Genomic DNA, 25,039 nt, shown 5'->3' with positions numbered 1-25,039 from the left:
TGGGGCGGGCGTCACTCCCCCTTTCAACCGCAACTTTTAGTCGCTGTCAGTGGGACTGGCAGGCGAATGGAGTTCGAATCGATCCCGGGTGTCGGCCAAAAGACCGCGGCGGCGCTCGCCGAACTCGACGATCCGGTGGCCGCCCTCGATGCCGGCGACGTGTTAACGATCGCATCGGCCCCCGGCATCACCGAGGGGCGGGCGGCCGCCATCGCCCGCGGCGCGATCCAGCGCCGCCACGACGACCCCGGCGGCTTTCTGGCGACCGACCGCGCCAAATCGCTGTACGACGACGCGCTGTCGCTGCTCCAACACCGGGCGGTCACGACCTACGCCGAAAAGCGGCTCGAAACCCTCTATCCGAGCCCCTGTGAGTCCCGGATCGAGGAGGTCCGCCAGTTGGTCGACCGCGCGCTGTCGCGGGACCCCGACCCGGCCGTCCGGGAGGCGCTGGCCGGCGTCGCGCCGCTGGCCGACCCCTCGGGGCTCCGGGTTCGGGATCGGTGTCTGGCGACGGCCGACGCCGAGCAGTACGCTACGGCCAAAAACCGGATGCCCGAACTCTCGGCCGAAGTCGTCGACGACGCCCGCGATATCGACGAGCTAGCCCGCTCGTATGCCACCGTCTTCGTCCTCGACGAGTCGTTCGCCGGCATCGACGTCGATGGCGACGTCCGGGTCCGTCCCGACGCCCTCGACGAACCCGAGACGGTCGTCCCCGAACGGCTGCTGTCGGTGTTCGCGACCAACCGCGAGTCGATCGAGGCCGCCGCCGAGGTCCACCGGCTGGCCGACATCGAGCCCCCCTGCGATCTCGACGCCCTCGACGACGGTCTCGCTCGCGTCGACGACGACGGCACCATCGTCGGCGACGAGGAACTCCGGCGGCTCGAAGTCGCGGTCGACGATCTGGACGCCGCCGTCGGCACCGCCGAATCGGTCGCCAACGACTACCTCCGGGAGGTCATCCAGGAGCGCAACGTCACCATCGAGGGGCAGGATTTCCTCTCCTTAGTCGAACAGGGTGCTCGCGTCGACTCCCTTCTCGCCCGTGAACTCGACGAGGATTTCGAAACCGCACTCGACAAGGCCCGCACGCATCTCCGCGAGAGTCTCTCGTTGGCTCCCGAGGAGGGCGAACTCGCCGACCGGGTCTTCGGCGGCGATCCCACCTTCCCGATCAGTCGACACGACGACGCGGTGTCTCGGCTCAAAAACGAACTCACCGCGGCCCGCGACCGGCGGGCCTCGACCCTCAAAAGCGAGCTGGCCGCCGATCTCGCCGACCTCCGGGAGCCGGTCGACCAACTCGTCCGAAACGCCCTCGAACTCGACGTCGAGCTGGCGATCGCCCGTTTCGCGCGGGACTTCGACTGCACACTCCCCGAATTCGTCGACGCCGACGCTGGTTTCGAGATCACCGCCGGGCGCTCGCCGCTGCTGGATGTCGAGTTCAGCGAGGTCGACCCAGTCGACTACGGCGTCGCGGGTGTCACCCTCTTGTCGGGGGTTAACTCCGGCGGCAAGACCTCGCTGCTGGACCTCGTCGGGCTGGTCGTCATCCTCGCGCATATGGGACTGCCGGTCCCTGCCGAGTCGGTCCGCCTCCAGCGGTTCACCGAACTCCACTACTACGCCAAATCGCAGGGGACGCTGGATGCGGGGGCCTTCGAGAGCACGGTCCGGGAGTTCGGCGACCTCGTGGCGGGGGCCGAGGGACGGCTCGTCCTCGTCGACGAACTGGAGTCGATCACCGAACCCGGCGCGAGCGCGAAGATCATCGCCGGGATTCTGGAGGCGCTGGACACACAGGGCGCGACCGCCGTCTTCGTCTCGCATCTCGCCGACCAGATCCGCGAGGCGGCGGACGTCGAGGTGGCCGTCGACGGGATTCAGGCGGTCGGGCTGGTCGATGGCGAACTGGAGGTCGACCGCTCGCCGGTGAAAGGTCACTTGGCGCGGTCGACGCCGGAGTTGATCGTCGAAAAGTTGGCTGGCGAAGCCAGCGACGCGAGTTTTTACGAATCCTTGTTAGAGAAGTTCTGACCCCTCAATTCGCTTGCCTAACCCCCGTACGGGATGGACAGGATTTTAAGCCGCCGAGTAAGAGGGTATGCTACTATGGGTAAGAAAACGAAGGCACAGAAAAAGCGGCTTGCGAAACACGAACGGCAGAACACGCGTGTCCCGATGTGGGTCATGATGAAGACGGATATGCAGGTCTCCCGAAACCCCAAACGTCGCAACTGGCGGCGCAGCAGCACTGACGAGTAACAATGAGTACGAGTGATTTCGAAGAACGCGTCGTAACGGTCCCGCTGCGAGACGTCCGGAAGGTCGCCGTCCAGAAGCGCGCCGATCGCGCGATGAAGCTCATCCGCGACCACCTCGCTCAGCACTTCAACGTCGACGGCGAGGCGGTCCGACTCGACCCCTCGGTCAACGAGGCGGTCTGGGAGAACGGCCGGCAGAACCCGCCGTCGAAGCTCCGGGTGCGTGCGGCCCGCTTCGTCGAGGACGACGAGGCGATCGTCGAAGCCGAAGTCGCCTAACGCGTGCTCCGCCTTTCAGTCGCCGGCTCGCCGTACATCGGCGTTTTCGCCCGCGTCACGCCCGACTGTCTGTTGGTCCGCCACGACGCCCCCGACGAGCAGGTCGACTCGATGGCCGCCGAACTCGGCGTCGAGCCAGTGGCAACGACCGTCGGCGGTTCCGGCACGGTCGGCTCCTTAGCCGTCGGTAACGAAAACGGCCTGCTGGTCTCGAACCGCGTCACCGACCGGGAGACCCAGCGGCTCGCCGCGGCCGTCGACGGCTCGGTGGTCGAACTCCCCGGCCGGATCAACGCCGCCGGCAACGTCGTGCTGGCCAACGACTACGGCGCGTACGTCCATCCCGACCTCTCACGGGAGGCGGTCACCGCCGTCAAGGAGGCCCTCGACGTGCCGGTGTTGCGGGGTAGTCTCGGCGACGTCGACACGGTCGGCACGGCGGCAGTCGCCAACAACACCGGCGTGCTCTGCCATCCGACTGCTACCGAGTCGGACCTCGAAACGCTGGAGGACCATCTCGACGTCTACGCCGATCTGGGGACGATCAACTACGGGACGCCCCTGCTGGGGTCGGGACTGGTCGCCAACGACGAGAGCTATCTCGTCGGCGAGGAGACGACTGGCCCGGAGCTGGGACGGATCGAAGATACCCTCGGCTTTCTGGACTGAGGTCGCGCGGTCGGTTCCCACACCATCCCCGAGTAGGAAGATACTTCCGGGTCCCGACCGGACCGTGTTGGTATGAGTCAGTTCACTATTCGTGGTCAGTTCGACGGTCGTGACGGCCCACGATCGTTCTCAAAGGTTATCGAGGCCGTCAACGAATCCGTCGCCCGCGAGCACGTGCTCTCGCAGTTCGGCAGCGAACACGGTCTCAAGCGCACGCAGGTCACGATCGAAGAGGTGTCCGCAGCATGATGGGTGGCGGCGCAAGCGGTGGCGGCGGCCAGCAGCTCCAGCAGCTCCAACAGCAGCTCGAAGCCCTCGACAGCGAGATCGCCGAACTCAACGAGGAGATCGCCGAACTCACGACTGAACGCTCGGAGATCGACGAAGCGATCGAGGCCCTCGAGACCCTCGACAGCGGGTCGACGGTGCAGGTTCCCCTCGGCGGCGACGCCTACCTCCGCGCGGAGATCCAGGACATCGACGAGGTCATCGTCAGTCTCGGCGGCGGCTACGCGGCCGAGCAGGATCAGGACACCGCCGTCGACTCCCTGAACCTCAAACAGGAGGCCATCGACGAGGAGATCGACGAGCTCGAAAGCGAGATCGACGAACTCGAAGAGGAGGCCGACACCCTCGAAGAGCAGGCCCAAGCCATCCAGCAGCGGATGCAGCAACAGCAGATGCAGCAGATGCAGGCGATGCAGGGCGAAGAAGACAGCGAATAACACGCCGACCGCAGCCAGAAATTCTTTCCAGCCGTGTTCGATGGACTCAAAGACAAACTGAGCAAGTTCCGGTCCGACGTCGAGGAAACCGCCGAGGAGAAGGCGGAGGCCGAAGACGCCGACAGCGAGGCTGCTGCCTCGGACAGCGAGTCTGCCGATTCGCCAGCCGCCGAGACCGAGGCCGCTCAGTCGACACCGGAGCCAGAATCGCCCACAGACACCGAGACAGCCGATGCTACGGCGACCGAACAGGTCGACGCCGGTGAAACCGATGCCACCGAGGCTGACACGGAGACCACCGAGGCCGAAGCGTCGGCTGAGGCTACCGACGAGATCGCAGACGAGGACGACACAGACGACGAGTCGGACGGTCCCGGTACTCTCAAGCGGGTCGCAGCCTTCGCAACCGGCAAGATCATCATCGAAGAGGAGGACCTCGAAGACCCCCTCTGGGAACTCGAGATGGCGCTGCTCGAAAGCGACGTCGAGATGAGCGTCGCCGAGGAGATCCTCGACACCGTCCGCGAGAAGATGATCGGCGAGACGCGCAAACAGGTCGATACGACCGGCGAACTCGTCGAACTCGCCTTACACGACGCGCTCGTGGACGTCATCAGCGTCGGGCAGTTCGACTTCGAGCAGCGGCTCGCCGAAGCCGACAAACCCGTCACCATCGTCTTCACCGGCGTCAACGGTGTCGGCAAGACCACCTCGATCGCCAAGCTCTCCGAATACCTCGGCGAGCGGGGCTACACCTCGGTGCTGGCCAACGGTGACACCTACCGTGCTGGGGCGAACGAACAGCTCCAGAAACACGCCGAGAACGTCGACCGCAAGATCATCACCCACCAGCAGGGCGGCGATCCCGCCGCGGTGATCTACGACGCCGTCGAGTACGCCGAGGCCAACGACGTCGACGTCGTGCTGGGCGATACGGCCGGTCGGCTCCACACCAGCGACGATCTGATGTCCCAACTCGCAAAGATCCACCGCGTCGTCGACCCCGACATGACGCTGTTCGTCGACGAGGCGGTCGCCGGTCAGGACGCCGTGATGCGCGCCCAGGAGTTCAACGACGCCGCCGCGATCGACGGCTCGATCCTGACGAAAGCCGACGCCGACTCCTCGGGTGGGGCGGCGATCTCGATCTCCTATGTGACCGGCAAGCCGATCCTCTTTTTGGGAACCGGACAGGGGTACGACGACATCGAACCGTTCGTCCCCGAGGAACTCGTCGACCAACTGCTCGGCGAGGACTGAGCCGAGGCTCCCCCGGGACACGCGGTTTAAATGGGTCGCGTGCCTCTGTACAGAGTGATGCGGAGGACGCCGGATACCGACTCGCTGGGTGGAATTATCGACGAGGTCGACACCTCGTCGAAGACGCTGCTGCTGGTCAATCTGACCGACACAGCCGTCGAGCCGCAGCTCTCGCTGCTCGACCGGGTGTTCGACACCGAGTCGGTCACGGTGACCGAGCGGCAACTCTCGGAGGGCGCCGAGAACCTCGTCTGTCTGGTCGACGACGGCGAGGTCGTCGCTACCTCCTCGTGGGACGACCTCAAGCGGGCCTTCCTGCTGGTCAACACCGACCGCTACCGGACCGGCACCAAACAGATCGAGACGGGCTCGTTTCCGGACGTCCTGACCGGCCTCGACGACATCGAGTTCACCGTCCGGGGGTATCCCGCCTCGAACAAGGAGAAGCTACTGTTGGTCGTCATCTCGCGGTTCATCGAGTTCCGGGCGCTGTCGGCCGGCGCCGGCTCCTTCGACGCCTCCTTCCAACTCCTCTCGCGGCTCGACGACGAGTTCGGCACCCGACAGGTCTACGAATGGCTCGCCGACACCGCCGTCGACGCCCACGTCTACGGCGTGGCCGACGATCCGACCGCCGCCGAGACGCTGGATCTGACCGTCCACGCCACCGACGATTCGGAGCTCCGGCGGCTGTGGTTCGTGGTGTTCCGGCCACCCGAGCCGGATGGCGACCACGTCGCGCTGATCGCCGAGGAGACTGCCCCGAACGTCTGGCGGGGACTGTGGACCTACGACCCCGACCGCGTTCGTCGGGCCCAGTCGTACGCCCGGTCGACCTTCTAGTGGAGCCGGTTGAAAGCGTCGCTGAGCTTGCTGTCGGAGAAGCCTTCGACTGTCTCGGCGATCTCGGCTTCCATCTCTTCGATCCGACTTTCGAGTTTGGTAAAGCGGTCCTGATTGGTCAGCTCCCGCGAGGAAAACTGGCTGGTGAGCACCTCGTACTTCTCGGAGAGCTGGTTGTACTCCGCGATGAGGTCCTCGTAGTGTTTGATCCGGAACGCGCGATCGACTGCCGCCAACAGTTCGTCCTCGCTGACGGGTTTGGTGAGGTAGCCGTCACACGGCATGTCGATGATATCGATATCCGGGTCGACCGCCGTCACCATGATCACCTGGAAGTCCATCTCCCATTTGTCGATGTGGTCGATCACGACGTCGCCGGACATCCCCGGCATCCGCCGGTCGACCAATACGAGGTCGACTGCCCGCTGGTCGAGTTCCATCAGTGCCGCGCCGCCGCTGTACTCGACGATCGTTTCGTAGTCGTCGTCGAGATACAGCTCGTAGGATTCCGCAACCATCTCCTCGTCGTCGACGATGAGGACGGTTTTGTCGCCGGTGTCGGCCATAGCTCAGCCTCTCAGCGACCGGTAAAAATAGTTTGGTTTATCTGATATCTACTTGTGAGATTTCGAATCGGGCCCCGCCGGTCTCGCTGTCGGTGATCGTCACCGTCCAGCCGAAGGCCTCGGCGATCTCCTCGACGATCGCCAAGCCGAGCCCCGACCCCGCCTCGGAGTCGGTGTAGCCGTACTCGAAGACGAGTTCCCGGCGATCGGCCACGATCCCGGGGCCGTCGTCGGCAACATAGAAGCCTGTCGCGGGATCGCCGACGACCCCGACTCGGACGGTCACCGTCTCGCCGGCGTGGTCGACCGCGTTCCGAAACAGGTTTTCGAGGAGTTGCTGGAGCCGGGAGCGTTCGGCCTCGACGGTCGGCAGCTCGTCTTCGATCAGGAGGTTCGCGGCGGTTCCGCCGGGCCAGGCGGCCTCGACGACCGCTTCGAGGTCGACGCCGGTCGTCTCGACGGTCGTTTCGCCGGTATCGAGCAGTTCGAGGAGGTTGTCGATCAGTTCGTCCATCCGGTCGATCGTCTCGCCGACCTCGTCGAGATACCGGCTGTCACATTGGGCTTTGGCGAGGTCGATCCCGGATTTGGCCGTCTGGATCGGGCTCCGAAGCTCGTGGGAGACGATGCTGGAAAACTCCTCGATTCTGGCCTCGACGTCGGCCTCCGCGTCGGCGATAGCCCGCTCGACGGCGGCGGCGACGGCTGCCGGCACGTCGTCGACGGTCGTCGGATCGAGATAGGTGGCCGCCCCCGCTTGGAGCGCCCGCGTCGCCAACGCGCTGGTCCCGCCGTCGGTCGGGACGACGACGACGGGCCGATCGGTCGACTCGAGTAGCTCGAAACAGTCGTGGGTCGGCGGGTCGTGATCGGTGACGACACAGGCCGTCCGCTCGCCGAGCCGCTCGCTGGCCGCCGCTGTCGTCGGTGCGACGGCGAACTCCCGCCCGAGTGCCGCTCCGACCTGCGAGGCCAGCGCCGACGGCCCGACGAACAGCGGCCGGTCTCGGTCTTCCATTACCTGCACTGACAGTATCTTGGGTAGTAATTCCTCCGGTACAATGGGTTTTGTTGATATAATCTCGCCCGCCGCCCGACGAACAACGCTTTACCGGTTGGGGTTCGTACGTCGGCCAAATGGTACTCGATGATCTCGGGAGCTCCCTCCGGGGGACCCTCGACGACCTCCGCGGGAAGTCCCGGCTCGACGAAGACGACGTCCAGGCGGTCGTCAAGCAGATCCAGCGCTCGCTGCTGCAGGCCGACGTCGACGTCGACCTCGTGATGAGCCTGTCGGACAGCATCAAAACACGGGCGCTCGACGAGGAGGCGCCGGGCGGCACCTCCGCCCGCGACCACGTCCTCAAGATTGTCTACGAGGAACTCGTCGAACTCGTCGGCGACTCGACGGAACTCCCCTTGGAGCCGCAGACGATTATGCTCGCCGGCCTCCAGGGGTCGGGGAAGACGACCACTGCCGCCAAGATGGCGTGGTGGTTCTCGAAGAAGGGGCTCCGTCCCGCCGTCATCCAGACCGACACCTTCCGGCCGGGCGCGTACGATCAGGCCAAACAGATGTGTGAGCGCGCCGAAGTAGAGTTCTACGGTGATCCCGACGAATCCGATCCCGTCAAGATCGCCCGCGACGGTCTCGAAGCAACGGCGGAAGCGGAGGTCCACATCGTCGACACCGCGGGTCGACACGCCTTGGAGGACGACCTGATCGACGAGATCGAACAGATCGAGTCGACGGCCGATCCCGACCGGAGCCTGCTAGTCCTCGATGCGGCGATCGGCCAAGGCGCAAAGGAGCAGGCCCAGCGCTTCGAAGAGGCGGTCGGCGTCGACGGCGTCGCCATCACCAAACTCGACGGGACCGCCAAAGGTGGGGGTGCTCTGACGGCGGTCAACGAGACAGACTCCTCGATCGCGTTCCTCGGGACCGGCGAGACCGTCCAGGACATCGAGCGCTTCGAACCCAACAGTTTCATCTCCCGGCTGCTGGGGATGGGCGATCTCAAACAGCTCGCCGAGCGCGTCGAGCGAGCGATGGAAGAGACGGGGGCCGAGGACGATGACTGGGACCCCGAACAGCTGCTCGAAGGCGAGTTCACCCTCAAAGACATGCAGAAACAGCTGGAGGCGATGAATAACATGGGGCCGCTCGATCAGGTGATGGACATGATCCCCGGCATGGGCGGCGGCATGATGGACCAGCTACCGGACGACGCGATGGACGTCACCCAAAACCGGATGCGAACGTTCGACGTCATCATGGATTCGATGACCGACGCCGAACTCGAAGAGCCACGCTCGATCGGCGCGACACAGGTCGAACGGATCGCCCGCGGCTCCGGCACTGACGAGGAGACCGTCAAGGAGCTGCTCGAACAGCACAAGATGATGCACCGGACGATCAAGCAGTTCCAAGGGATGGGCGACGGCGACATGCAACGGATGATGAAAAAGATGCAGCAGGGCGACGGCGGTGGCGGTCTCGGCGGCCTCGGCGGTCCCGGCGGCCAGCTGTAACCCGGTAGCCGGCTCCTACTCCCCGTTAGTCGACGCCTACGGTTCGGCGTCGGCCCTGTTGTTGTACCGTTCGACCAGTTCGGCGAGCGCCAGCGGCGTGTCGACGACCGACTGTGGCGTCCCCAGCGGCGTCAGGCTGATCGCGCCGTCGACGACCGCCGCCCGATCGCTCCAGTCCGGATAGGCCCCGGCATAGCGTTCGAGTCCGATCGGGAACCCCTCGCCGTCGACCGGGTGGGTCGACCAGTAGTTGCTCTCGAAGGCCTCGCCCCCGTCGTCACTCGCCACGACAGCGGTGTCGTAATCCGCCAGCGGCCGGGTGACGACGACCGTCTCGGCCGGTTCGGTCGGGACGTTGACGTTGAGGTAGTCGACGTCGCCGTCGAACAGCGAGCGGCCCTCAAGCAGCTCGATGAGGTCCCGCGTGGCAGCCGCGATCGGCTCGAAGGACCGGTCGTCGTTGTCCTCCGGAAAGTACGTCTCCCGGTCGTACCCCGAGACCGCGACCGCCGGCGTCCCGAGAAACGCCGCCTCGACGGCCGCGCCGACCGTTCCCGAGTGGCCGAGGATGTAGCTGCCGACGTTCGGGCCGTCGTTGGCTCCCGAGACGACGAGATCGATCTCGTCGGCCTCGGGGATGTGGCGCAGGCCGACCGCGACGCAGTCGGCGGGCGTCCCATCGACGACGTACCCCCACTCGTGATCTTCGATCGTGATCCGGTTGTCGAGTTCGAAGGAGAGATCCGACCGCGTGCGGCCAACGCCGCTCTGGTCGGCGGCGGGCGCGACGACGGTGACCGTCGCGATCTCCGACAGCGCCTCGTAGAGCGCCGCCAGTCCCGGACTCCCGATGCCGTCGTCGTTCGTCAACAGCAGATGCATTGACCGAGGGTCGGCGTTCCATCAGCAAAAACCATCGCAAACTGTCCGATCAGTGAAGCAGGACGTCGACCGTTCTGGTTCGGGGGCCGTCACACTCGACGAACAGCACTGACTGCCACCGGCCCAGACCTAACTCACCGTTTCGAACCGGCACGGTGATGCTCTCGCCGACGAGCATCGCCCGCACGTGGCTGTCGGCGTTGCCGTCGAGTGCGTCGTGGCTCCATCCCTCGTCGGGTACTAACTCCTCGAGGGCGTCGGCGAGATCCTCGCGGAGTCGACGCTCGTTTTCGTTGACGATCACGCCAGCGGTCGTGTGTCTGACGAAGACGGTACAGACGCCGTCGGCGTCCGTGGGAATCGCGTCGGCGACGCGGTCGGTGACGTCGACGATAGTCGTTCGCTCGTCGGTTTCGACGGTGAAATCGGCCATACGGTCGACTCCGATTCCCGTGCTTGAAACGTTGGTGTCGGCCGAGTAGGGAGTTCCTAACCGGCCGATCGACGGCTCTTTCATTCATCCGTTCCGACTCCCACTGTGCAGTCGGTGTTGCTCCTCCAGTCGGTCGTTGGCGCGTTCGTCGACGTACTCCCGCGCGTGGGACGGATCGCCGTGCTGGTTTCGGCGGCGGTGTACATTGCCAACGTCGCAGTTGCCTTCGGGCTCGTCCAGCAGATCGCTGGGCTCTCGCGGTTGCTGACGGGGCCGGCGAACCTGCCCGACGAGGTCGGCACCGCGATTCTGACGACGACCGTGTCGACGACAGCCGGGTACGCGATGCTGGCCGATCTCCGGGAATCGGGCTTTCTCGACGATCGGGCGACGCTGATCGCGGTCGTGATGAACACGTTCTTCGGCTTCGCCCAGCACGTCTTTACCTACTACATTCCTGTTCTCATCCCCATCCTCGGCCTCTCTGTCGGGGTCTTCTACGTCACTTCGCGGGCGCTGATCGCGCTGGCGATCACACTCGTCGGCATCGTGGCCGGGGCGGTGTTGCTCTCCGAGGAGAACGTCGACGGATCGGCCCAGCTCGACCCCGACGAACTCGCCGCGGAGGCCCGGACGCGTCGCGAGCGCCTGGTCGACGCGTGGGACCGGACGCGACCGACGCTTCGGCGACTGGTTCCCCGGCTCGTGGTCGTCTACACGCTCGTGACGCTGCTCGTCGCACGGTACGATCTGAACGCGATTACCGGCTCGGCCGACCCCCTGACCCAACTCGTCGGCCTGCCGGCCGTTTCGATCCCCGTGATCGTCACCTACACGCTCGATACGACGTCCGGTGCCGCAGCCATCGCCCCGTTTCTGGGCGATCCGTTCACGCCGCGGCAGGCGGTCGCGACGCTGTTGCTCGGGGGGATTATTTCGTTCGCGGTCTCGACGTTCAAGCGCTCGATCCCGTTTCAGTACGGGATCTGGGGGGCGTCGTTCGGCACGAAAGTGATCATCGTCAACACGGTCCTCAAAATCGTCTTCATTTCGCTGGTGGTCGTCACGCTGCTGGCGCTTCCCATGTAGGTTCGAAGGAGTGTGGTGGGTAGACGGTGACGACGCCGTACGGTTCGTTGTAGATGCTCCCGCTCGATCGCCGCCCGGTGGGCGGTCGAGTGGTGCCTGTCTCCAACAACCCTGTTAGTTGGTCTGCTCGACTCGCCAGGTGGTCGCACCCGTATACGACCACCGCTCGATCGACAGGTCGTCGACCGACTCCTGGAGTTTGACGATCAGCGCGCCGATCTCTTTCGACGAGAGGCCGACGTCGTCGGCGATGAACTTGCTCTTGAAGTACATCTCGCCGTCGTCCACGCGCTCGCGTAGGTAGTCGGCGAGCCGTTCGTCTTTCGGTTTGGCGTCGCTGGTCGAGGCGTCAGGTCCAACGGATTGTGGTGTGGCGCTCATGATTAGTGGTGGTTGTGGCCGACGAACAGGGCGATCAGGTTCAGCGCGAGCAGTCCGAGGGCGAGGGAGCCGGTCCCGGCACCCGAACCACTGGACAGCAGGGGCAGGTACACGAGCGGCAACAGGATCGCCGCCCAGAAACTCACCCGCCGGACGGTCGCTCCCAGCGCAAGCGTCCCCTGCCGCGCGATCCGTTCCATCGAGTCGGACTCGACGTTCGCGTTCTGTCCATGGTTAGGTGTGAAGTTCTTCATCGGTTGGTCACCGTCTGGTTACACCATAGACCGGATACCGCATATAATACGACGAGCATTGGCGTCGATTCATACGCTTTATCACCCCGGTGTATTCATTTTATAATATTTTACTACTACCTTAGAAGCTCCAAGACATTTTACAACCTGATTTGCACCGCTTTCAGCTTTCGTTTCGAGTATCTGTTGTTAACACCGGATCGTCGGCCGATATCTCTCGGTTCGCGTGAATCAACCGTCGGTCTGCCCGGCTCCGCGCCGGTCAGTCGCTCCCCGGGTCGACCGGGGTGCCGTCCTCGGTCGGCGGGGCGATGGCGTCGACGATCGACTCGACGTCGGGTTCCCGGACCCGGACGTCGACGTCGATATCGCCGAGTTCGTCGGGGTTGCCGACCGCGAAGTTGACGACGCCCTCGAAGGCTGCCTGTTTTTTTAGTGCGAAAGAAAAGCCCTCCTCGTCGGCGTGTTTGAGGAACTCACGGCGGGCGGTATCGAGGATCTCCTGCTCGTGGAGGACGTCTGAAAACGGGTCGAGGGTGTGGGTTTCGGCGACCAGCAGCCCCGGTTCGTGGGTGAACTCGGCGTTCGGGAAGACCTGACCGACTGCGTCGGCGACCCGATCGGTGACTTCGGTCGGCTCGACCGGGGCTTCGATCCGGACGTCGATACTGTAGATCATCGGCTCGGCTCCACGTCGGCCGGTGCAGCGAGCAGTTCGCGCACGCGCTCGCGGAACGCCTCCAGCGAGCCCGTGTTCTCGATGTGGTAGTCGGCGGCCTCCATCACCTCGCCCATTCCGAAGCCGAGCTCCCGCTCGTCGCGGGCCCGGAGCGCTTCGAGATCGCTGTCGGTGGCGTCCCGTCCGCGCGCGTCGAGCCGTTCGGCGCGGAGGTCGAAGGGGGCCTCGACGGAGACGATCCGGAAGGCCTCGCCGAAGGCGTCGCGGAACGCCTCGACTTCCACCATCGACCGGAGGCCGTCGACGACGACGGTCTCTGCGTCGCCTTCGTCGACGGCTTCCCGGACCAGCGGTAGCGACCGCTCGGCAATCGCCGCCGGGCCGTTCTCCTCGCGGAGGGCTTTGGCGACCGCGCCGTGGTCGGTCGCGGGATCACGGCCGCGGTCCCGACAGGCCCGCCGGATGACATCGCCCATCGTGACGACCGGCAGCCCCTCCTCGCGGGCCACCGCTGCCAGTTCGCCTTTCCCGCTTCCGGGGAGCCCCACAGTTCCGAGTACGTACATCTCTGTGGGCCGTAGTCGGGTGACCGACTTAGGTGTGCTGTTCGGACTGCCCGCGGCTGATTCGGCGGCGTGCCGAACCCAAACGGCTTTGTAGCCGATGGGTCGACCTACCGATGAGGGCACGTAGCTCAGTCCGGAGAGAGCGTCGGACTTCTAATCCGACGGTCGTGGGTTCGAATCCCATCGTGCCCGTTCGTATCCAGTGTATCGTCTCCCTGTGCTGAAACCGTCAGCGTAGTCGACGCCTCCCCCCGTAGCCACGTCTGTCGGTCGCTTGCGGGCAAGTAATTATCACCTAGTGAGAGACAATACCAAGCTGTTTTATTCGGGACCCCGAACCGTAGCCTACATGGAAACGGACCACCGCGTCCACATCGGTGACTCCCGGTCGCTCGACGGGCTGGAGCCGAACTCGGTCGATCTCGTGGTCACTTCGCCCCCGTACCCGATGATCGAGCTGTGGGACGAACTGTTCGTCTCGCTGGATCCGGCAATCGAGGGCCACCTCGATGCCGGCCGTGGACGGGCGGCCTTCGAGGCGATGCATACGGCGCTGGACGCGGTCTGGGAGGCCGTCTCGTCGGTCCTCGTCGACGGCGGGATCGCCTGTATCAACGTCGGCGATGCGACCCGGAGCCTCGGTGGCTCGTTTCGGCGCTACCAGAACCACAGCCGGATCACCGCGGCGTTCGACGACCGCGGCTTCGAGCCGCTGCCGTCGCTGCTCTGGCGGAAGCCGACCAACAGCGCGACCAAGTTCATGGGGTCGGGGATGTTGCCCCCGAACGCCTACGCGACGCTCGAACACGAACACGTGTTGGTGTTCCGCAACGGCCCCGTCCAGCGGGCGTTCGAGCCGCGGGCCGACCGTCGCTACGAGGCGGCCTACTTCTGGGAGGAGCGAAACCGGTGGTTCAGCGATCTGTGGACCGACATCACCGGCCGCAACCAGGGGCTCGTCGGCGTCGACAGCCGCGACCGATCGGCGGCCTACCCGCTTGCGATTCCCTACCGGCTGATCAACATGTACTCGGTGTACGGCGACACGGTCTTCGACCCCTTCTGGGGGACCGGGACGACGACGCTCGCGGCGATGGTCGCCGGCCGGCACTCGGTCGGTAAAGAACTCGACCCCGCCTTCGAATCGACCTTCACCGACCGCCTCGACCGGGTCGAGTCGCTGGCCGACCGCGTTCTCGCCGACCGGCTCGACGCACACGAGGCGTTCGTCGACGAGCGGCGCGCCGCCGGCGAGACGTTCGACTACGAGGCCGACAACTACGGGTTTCCGGTGATGACAAAACAGGAGCAACCGATTCGGCTGTTCGGAGTCGACGGTGTCGAGTCCACGAGGGCTGGCTACAGCGTCACACACGAGCCGGTAGGGAGCGACTGGCGGGCCGAGCTCGATGCCGACAGCGACGACCGGTAGGTGCCGGTCAGTACCGCGACGGCAGGAACGCGAAGGCGATCAGCGAGCCCGCGAACAGCAGCGCGGTGAACGTGGTGTAGCGGAAGCCGCTCGTCCGCTGGGAGAACTGTTCCTTCTCGGCGACCTGCGCCTCGTACTCGCTCATATCGCTTGTCAGCTGGAGCGTGTTGGTGTCCGGGAGGTAGCTCAGGTACTCCGCCCCGTCGGCCAACTCGACGGTTCCCTCGTTGCCGAGGCTGTTCGTGTTGGTCTGGTCTTCGGTCCAGGTGAGCGTCGCCTCGCCGCCGCTGATCTCGCTGACGGTCACCGTCTGGTTGTTGTACGTGAAGCGGTCGCCGACCGCGTAGCTACCGGTCGTCGGCGCCGGGAAGTACTCCTCAGCCGGGACGAGGTCCTCCTCGCCACCGCTGGTGACGACGACGTACTCACCGTCGTCGCGTTCGATCGTCTCGTTGTCGGCGCTCGGATCGTTTTCGAGGATTGCCTGCCGGTCGACCGTCTCTTGGAGGGTCATCGAGGTCGCGTTCTCGCCCTCGATCAGCACCTGCCACTCCATCCCGTCGATCTCGACGGTGTCCTCGTTGGCCCACGTCTCGCTCATCTCGACGTCGGTTTCGGTCCATTCGATGGTTCCGGTCACGACGGTCACCTCCTCTGCGGAGCTGCCGTGGCCGCCACCCTGTTCTTCAGTCGTTTCCTCGATGCTGGCTACTGTGTACTCTTGACCGCCGACGGTGAACGTCTCGCCCTCCGCAAGCTCGTATTCCGGGTCGTCGAGTGTGATCGTTGGCTCTTCGGCCGTCGCGAGAAGCGTGTATGACGCCGCCGCGATAAGCACAAAGAACGCGACATACACTGCCACAGCGCGTCGTTGCATATGCCAGCTATTGAACAGCCGCCGTATAACGATTACTAACATCGGCTCCCAATTCGGGGGTCGACCCCGGGGTTAGTCCTGCCCGTGAGCCGCCGGTCGGCCGACCGGCTCGGTGTCGTAGGCGACCTCCGCTGACCACGCCGGTTCGTCGTCGGTCTCGGCGGGCTGGAGGGCGAACGCCGTCCCGGTCTCGGTGTAGAGGCTCGGGGCCGCTCGGCTCCGGTCGAGGGTATAGCCCAGCGGCAGCGTCCGCTCGGCGTCGATCGGCGTGAGCCGGAACGCAGCGGGGAGTTCGACGGTCACGGTCCCGCCGGGCTGGACCGTGAGTCGCTCGGCCAACCGGTAGCGGTCGCCGGCCGTGTCGACGAGCGTCGGCGACGGGAGCGCGATCGGCTCGTGGTCCGTGTTTGCGATCGTGAGCTCGACGCCCTCGCGCCCGCTTGCGGGATCGGTGTCGTCGACGATCGCGAGCGCCGAGCGCTCGGTCAGCACGCGCTCGTAGCGGTCGTAGACGACCACGGTGGCGACCAGCCAGACCGACAGGCCGACCGCGACGGTCACCGCGGGGTTGACGCCCAGCAGTCGGATCCCGCCGCCCGTGGCCGCCGCGATCAGATAGCCGATCAGGAGGGCGATCGTCCGCGTTTCGAGATGCCGTAGCTCGGCGTACCGCCGCCATTTACCGCCGTTGTCGTCGCGTCCGCCGTCGACGGTCGGCCGGTGGCGGGCCAGTCCGAGGTAGGTGCCGGCAGGCCACGTGAGGAGCGGGCCGACTGCGAGCAGCCACCGTGGGACGGCCGTGAAGTGGTCGACGCCAGCGATCAGGCCGCCGGTGACGACCGCCGCGACGAGTCCGACGAGCACGGCCTGCGTGCGTCGGGTGAGGCCCCGCCATCGGTCGGCAAGCGGGCCGCCGATCGATTCGGTCCACAGCGTCTTCAGTTTCGTCCAGTTGCGCGCGAGCACGCGTCCGAGAAGGCCCAGTGCGAAACACGCCGCGAACGCTTGGACGAAGACGGCCACGAACGCCGGCCTGTCGAGCCACTCAGGGAGCACCGCGATCCGACTGGGGTCGACGACCGCGCCGACGATGGCCGTCAGCACCGCGGCGACGACCGCCGAGACGACCGTAAGTCGCGCGTACCGCTTGGCGTACTTCTTGCCCGCCTTCCGAACTTGTGTGATCGACATTTATGCTGTCTGGACCCATTATCGCATTTAAATTATCGGGGAAGTGAAAGGATTATGGGGTCGGCGACCGTCGGTTGCGGGCGATGGCCGAATACACCGCGATTGCGGACGTCAGTGAGACGCTGCTCGGCGTGCTCCGCGACCGGATCGCCGACCGCGAGGACGTGGCGTCGTTGACCCCCGACTCGGTGTCGCTCGTTGCTCCCGACGCGGTCGAGGCCGACTCCGAGACGCGGCTGTCGTTGTCGCTCTACCGGATCGAGGAGAACGGCTCGCTGGCCAACACCGACGCGAACCGGACCGGCGATCCGTCGGTCCAGCGGGGGTCCCCGCTCGCGCTCGACCTGTACTATCTGGTGACGTCCCACTCGACCGGTACCGGCGAGGGCGCGACCGGACAGACGGTCGCCCAACAGCGGCTGCTCGGGCTGGCGATGCAGACGTTCCACGACCACGCGGTGCTGAGTGCCGACCAGCTCGGCGGATCGTTCGACGAGACCGCCGAACTGCAGGTCTCGCTTGTCGACACCGGCCTCGACGAGCGGTCGGCGCTGTGGTCGCGGCTGCCGGAGACAGCGTTTACGCCGTCGGCGATCTACCACGTCGGGCCGGTGTTCGTCGACTCCCGGCGGCGCGAGGAGATCACGCCCGTCACCGACCGCGAGACGGATCTCTCCCGACACTCGGACTCCTAACCGACCGCAGCCCCACCGGCTGGGCCGCCCCTCCGTCCGAGATTTTAAACCAGAGACGGCAGCCACTGTGTCTTACTAGTCCGTCATGTCCCGACCCAGCCAGCGTGACTCGAACGGAGCGGGAGCGCCGTGACCGGCGACCGACCGCCTGCGGCCGGCGAATTCACCATCGAGCCGCGGCTCCGGGCGATCGGTCGGACCGATCCGGCCGACGCCGACGCCGACGGCCGGTCGACCGTCGGCATCGATCCCGTCTCGGCAAGCGGTATCCGCACGACGACCGATCACGCCCCGGCGGTCGGCGGCGGGATCGGCGACAGGATCGGCGGGTTCGCCGGTCGACTCCGGCTCGGTGTCGGCCGGCTCGACAGCCCCGCGCGGCTCACGTTCCGACACCGGGGCACCCCGCCGAGCGAGCCCCCGGCCGACGGACCGGCAGCGTCCCCACCTACCGGCGAGTCGCCGGCCCACGACCACACTGCCGGGGAGTCGTCGGTCGGTGCGGCGGCCAGCCACGACGCCGGGCGCGCTTCCGATCATCACTCTTCCCCGGCGCTCGGCCAGCATGCCGCTCCGGTCTGCAGCCGCGCGTCCCGCTCCTTCCCGGCCTCCGATCGCCGTTCCGCCGACCCGACCTCTCTCGAACGGCACTCGTCGACAACTGCCTCGGAGACACCCTCTGGACGGTCGTCGACTGCGAGAGCGGTGCGACCGAGCCGCCCGATCGGCCAACTGACACCGCCCGCCGAACCCGGTGTCGACGCCGCTCCCATACCCGACCGCGGCCGCGCCACCGGTGGATCCTCTCCGTCGTCGACCAGCGGTCGGCCGGTGGGCGATACCGCTGCTGTCCCGTCGACCAGCCGCCGGTCGACCAGCCGCCGGTCGACCAGCAGCCTCCCCCCGTCACCGAGCCGTTCTCGATGGGCCGACAACACCATCGTCACCTCGACCGACCGCCGGTCGGCCGGCGGTCCGGCCATCGAGCCCGCAACGGCTGCCCTACTGATGGAGCGCGATGGATCGGCACACGTCGACCGGCTCCCCCGAGCTACCGATCCCGCCGCGGGCTCCGCAGTGTCTGACGATCCGCCGCGGTCGGTACCGTGTCAGTCGGGGGCCACGGTACCGCCAAGCGGCGAGTCGGCCACACCACCAGCCGTTCCTGCACTGACCACACCACCAGCCGTCCCTGCATCGGCCACACCACCGACGATCACCGGCGTGTCGCCGTCGACAGTCGTCCCGGATGGGACGACCCAGCCATCCCCAACCGAGCAGCCCACCTCCCTGACCACCCGGATGCGCCCCCACGGACGTTCGGTGGTTGGCGATCCCGCTCCCCGCACAGTCGAGCCGACACCTCGTGCGGCCGATCCGCCGACCCGTGGGATCGAGACCGCGAGGGACCCCCGGTTGCAGCCGGCCGGTCGGTCCTACCTATCGTCGACCCGGGCGGTCGAACCGACCGTATCGCCCGCCGACCGGTCGACGCCCGACGATCCCCCGACACCGGGATTGTCACACGCGGACACCGCTTTCGCACCAGCACCGACCGAGCCGTCTCACTCCTCGGATCGTCGCCCCCGGCTATCCGATGCCGCTCGCTCTGGCGGTCGACCGACCACCGTTCGCTCTCCGGCGTCGTCTCCGACGGCGGCTTCATTGCCGTCCCCGTGGCCGATCACACACCCGCTGTCGGCGCGGTCGACTCCCCGTTCGCATCCGACCGCACTGCCAGCCGACAGCCGACAGCCGGCGGCCCCAGTGTCGGCGAATGAGCGGGTCGGCACATCACGAACCCGTCGATCGGTTCCGGCCGATCGCCGGCCGTTGTCCCCCGATCCGCCACCGGCGCGGGCCGTTCCGCAATCGGGGGCGTGGTCGGCGTCCCGATCCCGGTCGACGCCGCAGCAGACGCGGCCCGCAACCCGTCCCGACGCCGCCCAGCCGCCGACTACCGCTTGGCGGCCGCCGCGCGCTGATGGGGCCGCCCCGTCGGCGGCGCGTGCTCGGCCGCGCGCTGGATCCGATTCCTCACCGAGCCGTCGGGCGGTGTGGTCACTGTCCGCGGCTCCCACCGCCCCACACTGGCAGCCGTCGACGGGACCCGAGCACGTTGAGCGATTGCCCTCGGCTACCGCAACGCCGGCGGATCGGCCCCCATCAGTCGACGCCGTCCCCGCCCGGCGATCAACCGAGTCGACGACCCTGCCGACCTCAGACAGGTTGTCGTCGGGGCGGCAGCCCGGTCTCCGGCGTCGACAGTCGACTCCGGTGTCTGGGATTGCTACCGGCAGTGATCGCCATCGACTTCCTTTCCTATCGACTTCCGGGTCGGATCCATCGGCACGCGGCGACCGTTCCCGGCTCGGCTCCCGAATCACTCGGACGCACTCGCCGACAGGAGTCGCCGTGTCGACTTCGGTTGCCGCCGAACAGTCGCCCGAGCGGCAGTCGGTTACATCGCCGCCTCGGTCGCACGTGGCGATCCGATCGCGCGCGCCGAACCCATCGTCGACACCGACCACTTCCGACACGCCCGGATCGTCGCCGGCTACGCTCGTCACCCGAAACGGACCATCCCTCACACGATCCCCGCTCGGATCGACGACGGTCCGTCCCACACGTGTTTCGCCGCCACTCACGTCGCGATCGCCCCCGCCGTCGACCGGGCCGGATCGGTGGTCCGACGAACGCGCGACCCCCTCGGGATCGGCGGCCGCTATCGCCACATCCGGCCGGTCGGCGGCCCTCTCGCCCGCATCCGACCAATCGGCCGTTCGCCCGCTGTCGCCCGTCGACGGAGGGTCTTCGGCTCACTCCGCTCGCCGACGCGGCGCGACCGAACCGGCCGGTTCGCCGGTCGGCCCGTCGACCGCCGCTCACACACAGGACCGTCCTCGCCCGGCCATGTCTGTGGTCGGTCGGCTGGCCGTCGCCGGATCGACCTCCCTCGGCCCGTCTGGCGTCGACGGGCGGCCCGCCGATCCCGACAGCCACCGCCCCGCTGGGTCGATCCCGGTCGCCTCCGGCTGGCGGCCGCAGCGTCCGACGGCCCCCGATTCGACCGCCCGACACCCTTCGACCGGATTCCGACGCCATCGCGGCTCGATTCACGGGTCGACATCTACCGGCGGCCGTCGTTCCCGGTCGACCGATGTCCCACTTCGAGAACCCGAGCTGACCCCCCTCGGCCGGCCGCGGCCGGGTGTCGACCGCCGAGTCGAGACGGGAACACGCACAGCCGCGCGGGACGCCGGTCGGACCGACGGTACCGACCGAAGCGGGGTCGTCGGTCGGAGCCGATGGCCACCGGCGGTCGACCGTCCGGCCGACGACGCGTCTGCGGGAGTCGACTCGGCTGCCGAGGGAACGCGTTCCGGACTGCCGCGCCGCCCCCGACTGGCGGCCGGCTCTGACGCCGGACGCCGACCGACACGGACCCGCCGGCACTCCCACGTTGAGGACCTCCCGAACGGCCGCCGGGGCGTCGACGGTAGCCGCCGGGCGGCTTCCGCGGCTGCCGGTGGGAGCGGTACTCCCCTCCGTCGGTCGGCGCTTGGACACCGCTCTCGCCGTCGGTCGACCGACCCGGCGATAGCGGCCGGCTCAGCAGCGGCGGTCGACGCGGCAGCCGATTCGCCGACATTGGTCGGACCGGCAGATTCCGACGATCCCGCTCCGGGGCTCGGTCGGCTGCCGGCCACCCGATCGGCCGCCACATCTGCCGGTGTCGGCCACGCCCCGTCGGCTCCACCGTCGGCGTGGCGCGAACGGGGATCCCCGACGCTCACCGTCGACACCCGCGGATCGTGGCACTCGACGGCGGTCGACGGGGATCGACAGGCGGCTGCTCGTACTGGGGGCCGCACCGGTTCGGTACCGCCCTTGCGGATGGCCTCCAGTGACTCGGCCGCCGAAGCCACCGTCTACCGATCCGCCGAGCGGGCCACAGCGGACCGCGATCCGACCGTGCTCTCGGTGGCCGATTCCCACGAGTCGACCGCCGATGCCGACGCAGACGGACCGACTACCGATCGATCGGCGGCCGGCCGGACTGTCGATGCCACACCACCGATGGAGCCTGCCGCCACTGGCGAGCAGCCACGGCCGGCAAGCGGGGCACCGACCGCGGCCTCGCCGACCGATGCCGCCGAGGATGGATCGACACGCCAGCGACCGCGGCTGACGTTCGAGCGGTCGCCGGCGCGGCAGCCGGTCGACCGGGACCGCGAGGCAGGTTGGGACCGGCGACGATCGGCCGGCCGCAGCCGCCAGCGGTCCCCCAACGGTCGGTCTCCCGCCGACCGGTCTCCCGCCGACCGGTCTGCCGATCCGGCGGTCGACGGCTCGCCGTCGAGGGGTGATCGGCTGGCTGGCGGCTCACCGCCGCCCGGTGACCGGACGAGTGACGGGCCACCCACGGAGAACGATCGGTCCGCGGCCGGCTCCGATCCCTTCGGGGCCGTTCAGCGGCCCGAGTCCCGCCCGTCGACCGAGTCGGCCCGACAGCCCGAGCGGGCTACCGACCGCCGGGCCGCCGATCGAGCGGCTGGCCGGTCCGGCGCGGGGCTCCCCGGTGCGGAGTCGCTGGCCTACGACGCCGACGTCGACCGGCTAGTCGAGACGCTGTATCGCCGGCTCGAACGCCGGGTACGGATCGAACGCGAACGGACGGGATTCTGAATGACAGGCACACGTGGCACACTCGAAACGGCACAGATCCTCGTGCTCAACGGCAAACACGAGGGCGACAGCATCGACTGCAAGTTCAACCCCACCGAGTACACCGTCGGCAAGAGCGTCAACTACGGCGATCTGAAAGCGACGGGCTCCGGCGCGTCGATCATGCAGTTCGTCGACGGCAACGCCGAGACGCTCTCGATGGAGTTGTTCTTCGATACGACCGACGAACTCGACGGCTCTGGTGACCCCGAGGCCGCCGACGTCCGCACACAGTACACCGACATGATCGACACGCTGCTGGCGGTCGACGGCGAACTCCACGCCCCGCCGGTCTGCCGGTTCGTCTGGGGCGACGGGATCGATTTTACCGCCGTGGTCGAACACGCCGAAAAGCGGTTTACCAAATTTTTGCCGAGCGGCGTGCCGATCCGCGCGCGGGTCCAACTCCAGTTCACGGAGTACAAAACCGCCGACTACCACAAATCCGAGGTCTCCCCCGAGTCGACCGACAAGACCAAACGCTGGACGGTCGCCGAGGGCGATACGCTGTGGCTGATCGCCGACGAGGAGTACGGCGATCCGAGCCACTGGCGGACGATCGCCGAGGCCAACGATGTCACGAACCCCCGCCAACTCAGCGCCGGCGAGACGCTGGAGCTCCCGCCACTGTGACCATGTCCGGACCCCAACCCCGCTACTCCCCGCGGTTTACCGTCGACGTCGGCTCGTCGACCTTTCAGGAGCCCGGCGGCCGGATCGCCGATCTCGTTGTCGAGACCACTCTCTCGGGGGCCGACCGGTTTTCCTTTACGCTGAACTACCCCTTCGACGAGGAACTCGGGGAGTTCAGCGGCCTCGACTGGGGAACCTTCGAGATCGGGACCGACGTCGCCATCGCCATGGGCTACGGCGGTGACGGGACGCTGACGCCGCTTTTGACCGGCGCGATCGAGTCGATTCACGCCGAGTTTACCCCCGAGAAAGGGCCGACGGTCACCGTCAGCGGCTACGGTCTCCTCAAGGGGTTGATGAACGGGACGAACTCCCGGTCGTGGGCCGAGACGACCGTCGAAAAGGCCGTCAAGGACATCCTCTCGTCGTATCCCTTCGGGACGGTCGACGTCCGGGAGGCCGACATCAAGCGCGTCAAACTGATCCAGGACAACCAAAGCGACTACCGCTTTCTGGAGGCGCTGGCCGACCACTACGGCTTTGCGTTCTATGCGGAACGCGACACCGTTCGGTTCCGCCCCCGATCCGGCCGCGGCAGCGACCGCGACCCGGTCGCCGAACTCTGGTACGGCGAGGCCCTCCACGACTTCTACGCCGAGATCACCGACACGAAGGCCGACCACCGCGTCGAGGTGCGGTCGTGGGACGCCGAGGCCGGCGAGGAGATCGTCGCCACCGCCGGCAGCAGCACTGCCGACCACACCGAAGTGTTTAGAGTCCCAGTTATGTCACGAAACGAAGCCACACAGATCGCAGCCGAGAAGCACAGCCGACACGCCGACGGGCGGATCGAGGGCCACGGTGAGGCCGACGGGACGCCCGCGATCCGGGCCGGCGAAGTGATCACGCTCGCCGAACTCGGCGACCGGTTTTCGGGCGACTACTACGTCACCAACGCCACCCACCGGATGGGCGCTGCCGGCTACCGAACGACCTTCGAGGCGACGGAGGTGGCCTGATGGATCACGCCGACATCTTCGACCGGTCGACCAAGAACCGCGACGGGATCGCCGGCGTCCGGGTCGGGATCGTCACCGACAACGAGGATCCCAAGGATCTGGGCCGGGTCAAACTCCGGTTCCCGTGGCGGGAGGCCGACGACGAGAGCTACTGGGCCCGGATCGCCACCGGGATGGCCGGCGCGGAGTACGGCTCGTACTTCCTGCCGGAGGTCGACGACGAAGTCCTCGTCGCCTTCGCCGGCGGCGACGTCCACCAGCCATTTGTCATCGGCTCGCTATGGAACGGCACCCGAAAACCGCCGCAAAAAAACAGCGAAGGGAACAACGACATCCGCGAGATCGTCTCCCGGCAGGGTCACCGTCTCCAGTTCGATGACGGCGACAAGGGTGGCCACATCCGGCTCGAAACCAAGGCGGGCCACGTCATCGAACTCGACGATACGGACGGCGAGGAGACAGTCGACATCACCGACGACTCCGGCACCAACCGAATCCGGCTCAATTCGGCGTCGGATACGGTTTCGATCGAGGCCGGCGACACGCTCGAACTCGATGCGAGCACTATCAAACTCCGCGGCAAAACGGTCGACGTCGGCGCGAAACAGTCACTCAAGCTGTCGAGCAAGTCGAAAACGAGCCTCACGAGTAACGGCAAACTCGACATCGAGAGCACGATGGCGATGGGGATCGAAGCGGGCGCGATTTTAAATATCAAAGGGAAAATGATATTCCTTAACTGAGATGAAACCGGCCGCACGACTCGGCGATGCGACCGCCCACGGAACGCCGCTCACCGGCAAGTGTAGTACGGACGTGTTGATCGGCAACAAACCCGCGTGGCGGGTGTTGGACCGCCACACCTGTCCGCTGACAAGCGGGATCGTCCCCCACGTCGGCGGGGCCGTGTTGAGCGGGAGCCGATCGGTGTTCATCAACAACCGTCCCGCGGCACGGCTCGGCGACACGATCGTCGAAAACGGGCCGCCGAACACGATCGCCGCGGGCTGTCCGACGGTTCAGATCGGGTAAC

The 25,039-nt window shown here is 66.8% G+C and carries 31 protein-coding genes and 1 tRNA gene; 18 read left to right on the top strand and 14 right to left on the bottom strand.

The genetic code is table 11. The annotated features are described in order from the left end of the window. Positions 1-66: 66 nt before the first annotated feature. From NKJ34_RS11130 to NKJ34_RS11095, 8 genes are all read left to right on the top strand, one after another. Positions 67-2,046 (top strand): MutS-related protein, encoded by a 1,980-nt coding sequence (locus NKJ34_RS11130; RefSeq protein ID WP_253738372.1) that lies wholly within the window; start codon positions 67-69, stop codon positions 2,044-2,046. Positions 2,047-2,121: 75 nt separating this feature from the next. Further along, a complete protein-coding gene (locus NKJ34_RS11125) occupies positions 2,122-2,274 on the top strand; it encodes a 50S ribosomal protein L39e (protein WP_253738371.1) in 153 nt (50 codons plus the stop codon). Positions 2,275-2,276: 2 nt separating this feature from the next. After that, positions 2,277-2,552 (top strand): 50S ribosomal protein L31e, encoded by a 276-nt coding sequence (locus tag NKJ34_RS11120; RefSeq protein WP_253738370.1) that lies wholly within the window; start codon positions 2,277-2,279, stop codon positions 2,550-2,552. A 3-nt stretch (positions 2,553-2,555) separates the two neighbouring features. Further along, positions 2,556-3,221, top strand: a complete 666-nt coding sequence (locus NKJ34_RS11115) for a translation initiation factor IF-6 (RefSeq protein WP_253738369.1) — start codon at positions 2,556-2,558, stop codon at positions 3,219-3,221. A 72-nt stretch (positions 3,222-3,293) separates the two neighbouring features. Beyond that, positions 3,294-3,470, top strand: coding sequence for a 50S ribosomal protein L18Ae (gene rpl18a / locus NKJ34_RS11110; protein ID WP_253738368.1), 177 nt, complete (start codon positions 3,294-3,296; stop codon positions 3,468-3,470). Then, positions 3,467-3,946, top strand: coding sequence for a prefoldin subunit alpha (gene pfdA, locus NKJ34_RS11105; protein ID WP_253738367.1), 480 nt, complete (start codon positions 3,467-3,469; stop codon positions 3,944-3,946). The genes rpl18a and pfdA overlap by 4 nt, the downstream gene beginning before the upstream one ends. A 33-nt stretch (positions 3,947-3,979) precedes the next feature. After that, positions 3,980-5,206, top strand: coding sequence for a signal recognition particle-docking protein FtsY (gene ftsY / locus NKJ34_RS11100; protein WP_253738366.1), 1,227 nt, complete (start codon positions 3,980-3,982; stop codon positions 5,204-5,206). 57 nt (positions 5,207-5,263) lie between these two features. Next, positions 5,264-6,049 (top strand): DICT sensory domain-containing protein, encoded by a 786-nt coding sequence (locus tag NKJ34_RS11095; RefSeq protein WP_253738365.1) that lies wholly within the window; start codon positions 5,264-5,266, stop codon positions 6,047-6,049. On the opposite strand, the gene NKJ34_RS11090 is transcribed toward NKJ34_RS11095, so the two are convergent. Beyond that, positions 6,046-6,615, bottom strand: a complete 570-nt coding sequence (locus tag NKJ34_RS11090) for a response regulator (RefSeq protein WP_253738364.1) — start codon at positions 6,613-6,615, stop codon at positions 6,046-6,048. The two genes, NKJ34_RS11095 and NKJ34_RS11090, sit on opposite strands and share 4 nt — an antisense overlap. Before the next feature lie 37 nt (positions 6,616-6,652). After that, positions 6,653-7,633, bottom strand: a complete 981-nt coding sequence (locus NKJ34_RS11085; RefSeq protein WP_253738363.1) for a sensor histidine kinase — start codon at positions 7,631-7,633, stop codon at positions 6,653-6,655. Positions 7,634-7,752: 119 nt separating this feature from the next. On the opposite strand from NKJ34_RS11085, the gene NKJ34_RS11080 reads away from it, so the two are divergent. Continuing rightward, complete coding sequence (locus NKJ34_RS11080; RefSeq protein WP_253738362.1) at positions 7,753-9,147, top strand: signal recognition particle protein Srp54; 1,395 nt, start codon at positions 7,753-7,755, stop codon at positions 9,145-9,147. A gap of 36 nt (positions 9,148-9,183) precedes the next feature. Here the strand turns inward: NKJ34_RS11080 and surE are convergent, their stop codons facing one another. Continuing rightward, a complete protein-coding gene (surE, locus tag NKJ34_RS11075) occupies positions 9,184-10,029 on the bottom strand; it encodes a 5'/3'-nucleotidase SurE (RefSeq protein ID WP_253738361.1) in 846 nt (281 codons plus the stop codon). A 49-nt stretch (positions 10,030-10,078) separates the two neighbouring features. After that, a complete protein-coding gene (locus NKJ34_RS11070; protein WP_253738360.1) occupies positions 10,079-10,462 on the bottom strand; it encodes a secondary thiamine-phosphate synthase enzyme YjbQ in 384 nt (127 codons plus the stop codon). Positions 10,463-10,567: 105 nt separating this feature from the next. Between NKJ34_RS11070 and NKJ34_RS11065 the strand changes: the two genes are divergently transcribed. Beyond that, on the top strand, positions 10,568-11,551 hold the full coding sequence (locus NKJ34_RS11065; protein ID WP_425491814.1) for a nucleoside recognition protein: 984 nt from the start codon (positions 10,568-10,570) through the stop codon (positions 11,549-11,551). A 114-nt stretch (positions 11,552-11,665) separates the two neighbouring features. On the opposite strand, the gene NKJ34_RS11060 is transcribed toward NKJ34_RS11065, so the two are convergent. From NKJ34_RS11060 to NKJ34_RS11045, 4 genes are all read right to left on the bottom strand, one after another. After that, positions 11,666-11,932: a DUF7123 family protein gene (locus tag NKJ34_RS11060; protein ID WP_253738359.1), complete on the bottom strand. Its 267-nt coding sequence runs from the start codon at positions 11,930-11,932 to the stop codon at positions 11,666-11,668. Between the two features lie 2 nt (positions 11,933-11,934). Beyond that, positions 11,935-12,186: a DUF8028 family protein gene (locus NKJ34_RS11055; RefSeq protein WP_253738358.1), complete on the bottom strand. Its 252-nt coding sequence runs from the start codon at positions 12,184-12,186 to the stop codon at positions 11,935-11,937. 262 nt (positions 12,187-12,448) lie between these two features. Further along, positions 12,449-12,865: an RNA-binding domain-containing protein gene (locus tag NKJ34_RS11050; RefSeq protein WP_253738357.1), complete on the bottom strand. Its 417-nt coding sequence runs from the start codon at positions 12,863-12,865 to the stop codon at positions 12,449-12,451. Further along, positions 12,862-13,431, bottom strand: a complete 570-nt coding sequence (locus NKJ34_RS11045; protein WP_253738356.1) for an AAA family ATPase — start codon at positions 13,429-13,431, stop codon at positions 12,862-12,864. The genes NKJ34_RS11050 and NKJ34_RS11045 overlap by 4 nt, the downstream gene beginning before the upstream one ends. A gap of 117 nt (positions 13,432-13,548) precedes the next feature. Here NKJ34_RS11045 and NKJ34_RS11040 point away from each other — a divergent pair. Then, a tRNA-Arg gene (locus tag NKJ34_RS11040) sits at positions 13,549-13,623 on the top strand. A 157-nt stretch (positions 13,624-13,780) separates the two neighbouring features. Next, positions 13,781-14,863, top strand: coding sequence for a DNA-methyltransferase (locus NKJ34_RS11035; protein ID WP_253738355.1), 1,083 nt, complete (start codon positions 13,781-13,783; stop codon positions 14,861-14,863). 7 nt (positions 14,864-14,870) lie between these two features. On the opposite strand, the gene NKJ34_RS11030 is transcribed toward NKJ34_RS11035, so the two are convergent. Then, the gene (locus NKJ34_RS11030; RefSeq protein WP_253738354.1) at positions 14,871-15,740 is read right to left on the bottom strand and encodes a hypothetical protein; all 870 of its coding nucleotides are present in this window, start codon (positions 15,738-15,740) and stop codon (positions 14,871-14,873) included. A gap of 72 nt (positions 15,741-15,812) precedes the next feature. Further along, the gene (locus tag NKJ34_RS11025) at positions 15,813-16,931 is read right to left on the bottom strand and encodes a lamin tail domain-containing protein (protein ID WP_253738353.1); all 1,119 of its coding nucleotides are present in this window, start codon (positions 16,929-16,931) and stop codon (positions 15,813-15,815) included. A gap of 83 nt (positions 16,932-17,014) precedes the next feature. On the opposite strand from NKJ34_RS11025, the gene NKJ34_RS11020 reads away from it, so the two are divergent. Continuing rightward, complete coding sequence (locus NKJ34_RS11020) at positions 17,015-17,626, top strand: Pvc16 family protein (protein WP_253738352.1); 612 nt, start codon at positions 17,015-17,017, stop codon at positions 17,624-17,626. A 75-nt stretch (positions 17,627-17,701) separates the two neighbouring features. On the opposite strand, the gene NKJ34_RS11015 is transcribed toward NKJ34_RS11020, so the two are convergent. The 4 genes from NKJ34_RS11015 to NKJ34_RS11000 form a co-directional block, all read right to left on the bottom strand. Beyond that, complete coding sequence (locus tag NKJ34_RS11015; RefSeq protein ID WP_253738351.1) at positions 17,702-18,022, bottom strand: hypothetical protein; 321 nt, start codon at positions 18,020-18,022, stop codon at positions 17,702-17,704. 143 nt (positions 18,023-18,165) lie between these two features. Beyond that, on the bottom strand, positions 18,166-18,609 hold the full coding sequence (locus NKJ34_RS11010; RefSeq protein WP_253738350.1) for a hypothetical protein: 444 nt from the start codon (positions 18,607-18,609) through the stop codon (positions 18,166-18,168). A 126-nt stretch (positions 18,610-18,735) separates the two neighbouring features. Further along, positions 18,736-18,912: a hypothetical protein gene (locus NKJ34_RS11005; protein WP_253738349.1), complete on the bottom strand. Its 177-nt coding sequence runs from the start codon at positions 18,910-18,912 to the stop codon at positions 18,736-18,738. Between the two features lie 279 nt (positions 18,913-19,191). After that, positions 19,192-19,707: a hypothetical protein gene (locus tag NKJ34_RS11000; RefSeq protein WP_253738348.1), complete on the bottom strand. Its 516-nt coding sequence runs from the start codon at positions 19,705-19,707 to the stop codon at positions 19,192-19,194. Between the two features lie 832 nt (positions 19,708-20,539). Between NKJ34_RS11000 and NKJ34_RS10995 the strand changes: the two genes are divergently transcribed. Genes NKJ34_RS10995 through NKJ34_RS10975 form a run of 5 tightly spaced genes read left to right on the top strand, consistent with a single transcriptional unit; the run spans position 20,540 to position 25,038 of the window. Then, positions 20,540-22,315, top strand: a complete 1,776-nt coding sequence (locus NKJ34_RS10995; RefSeq protein ID WP_253738347.1) for a hypothetical protein — start codon at positions 20,540-20,542, stop codon at positions 22,313-22,315. Further along, on the top strand, positions 22,316-22,987 hold the full coding sequence (locus NKJ34_RS10990; RefSeq protein WP_253738346.1) for a CIS tube protein: 672 nt from the start codon (positions 22,316-22,318) through the stop codon (positions 22,985-22,987). Positions 22,988-22,989: 2 nt separating this feature from the next. Continuing rightward, positions 22,990-24,006, top strand: a complete 1,017-nt coding sequence (locus NKJ34_RS10985) for a phage late control D family protein (RefSeq protein ID WP_253738345.1) — start codon at positions 22,990-22,992, stop codon at positions 24,004-24,006. Beyond that, positions 24,006-24,749 (top strand): phage baseplate assembly protein V, encoded by a 744-nt coding sequence (locus NKJ34_RS10980; protein ID WP_253738344.1) that lies wholly within the window; start codon positions 24,006-24,008, stop codon positions 24,747-24,749. The genes NKJ34_RS10985 and NKJ34_RS10980 overlap by 1 nt, the downstream gene beginning before the upstream one ends. A 1-nt stretch (position 24,750) precedes the next feature. Continuing rightward, complete coding sequence (locus NKJ34_RS10975) at positions 24,751-25,038, top strand: PAAR domain-containing protein (RefSeq protein WP_253738343.1); 288 nt, start codon at positions 24,751-24,753, stop codon at positions 25,036-25,038. Position 25,039: the final 1 nt, after the last annotated feature.

Origin of the sequence: Halohasta salina, assembly GCF_024178165.1 — an archaeon.
Classification (GTDB): Archaea; Halobacteriota; Halobacteria; order Halobacteriales; family Haloferacaceae; genus Halohasta; species Halohasta salina.
The sequence above is the reverse complement of the archived record's forward strand: the minus strand, read 5'-3'. Positions and strand labels throughout refer to the sequence as shown.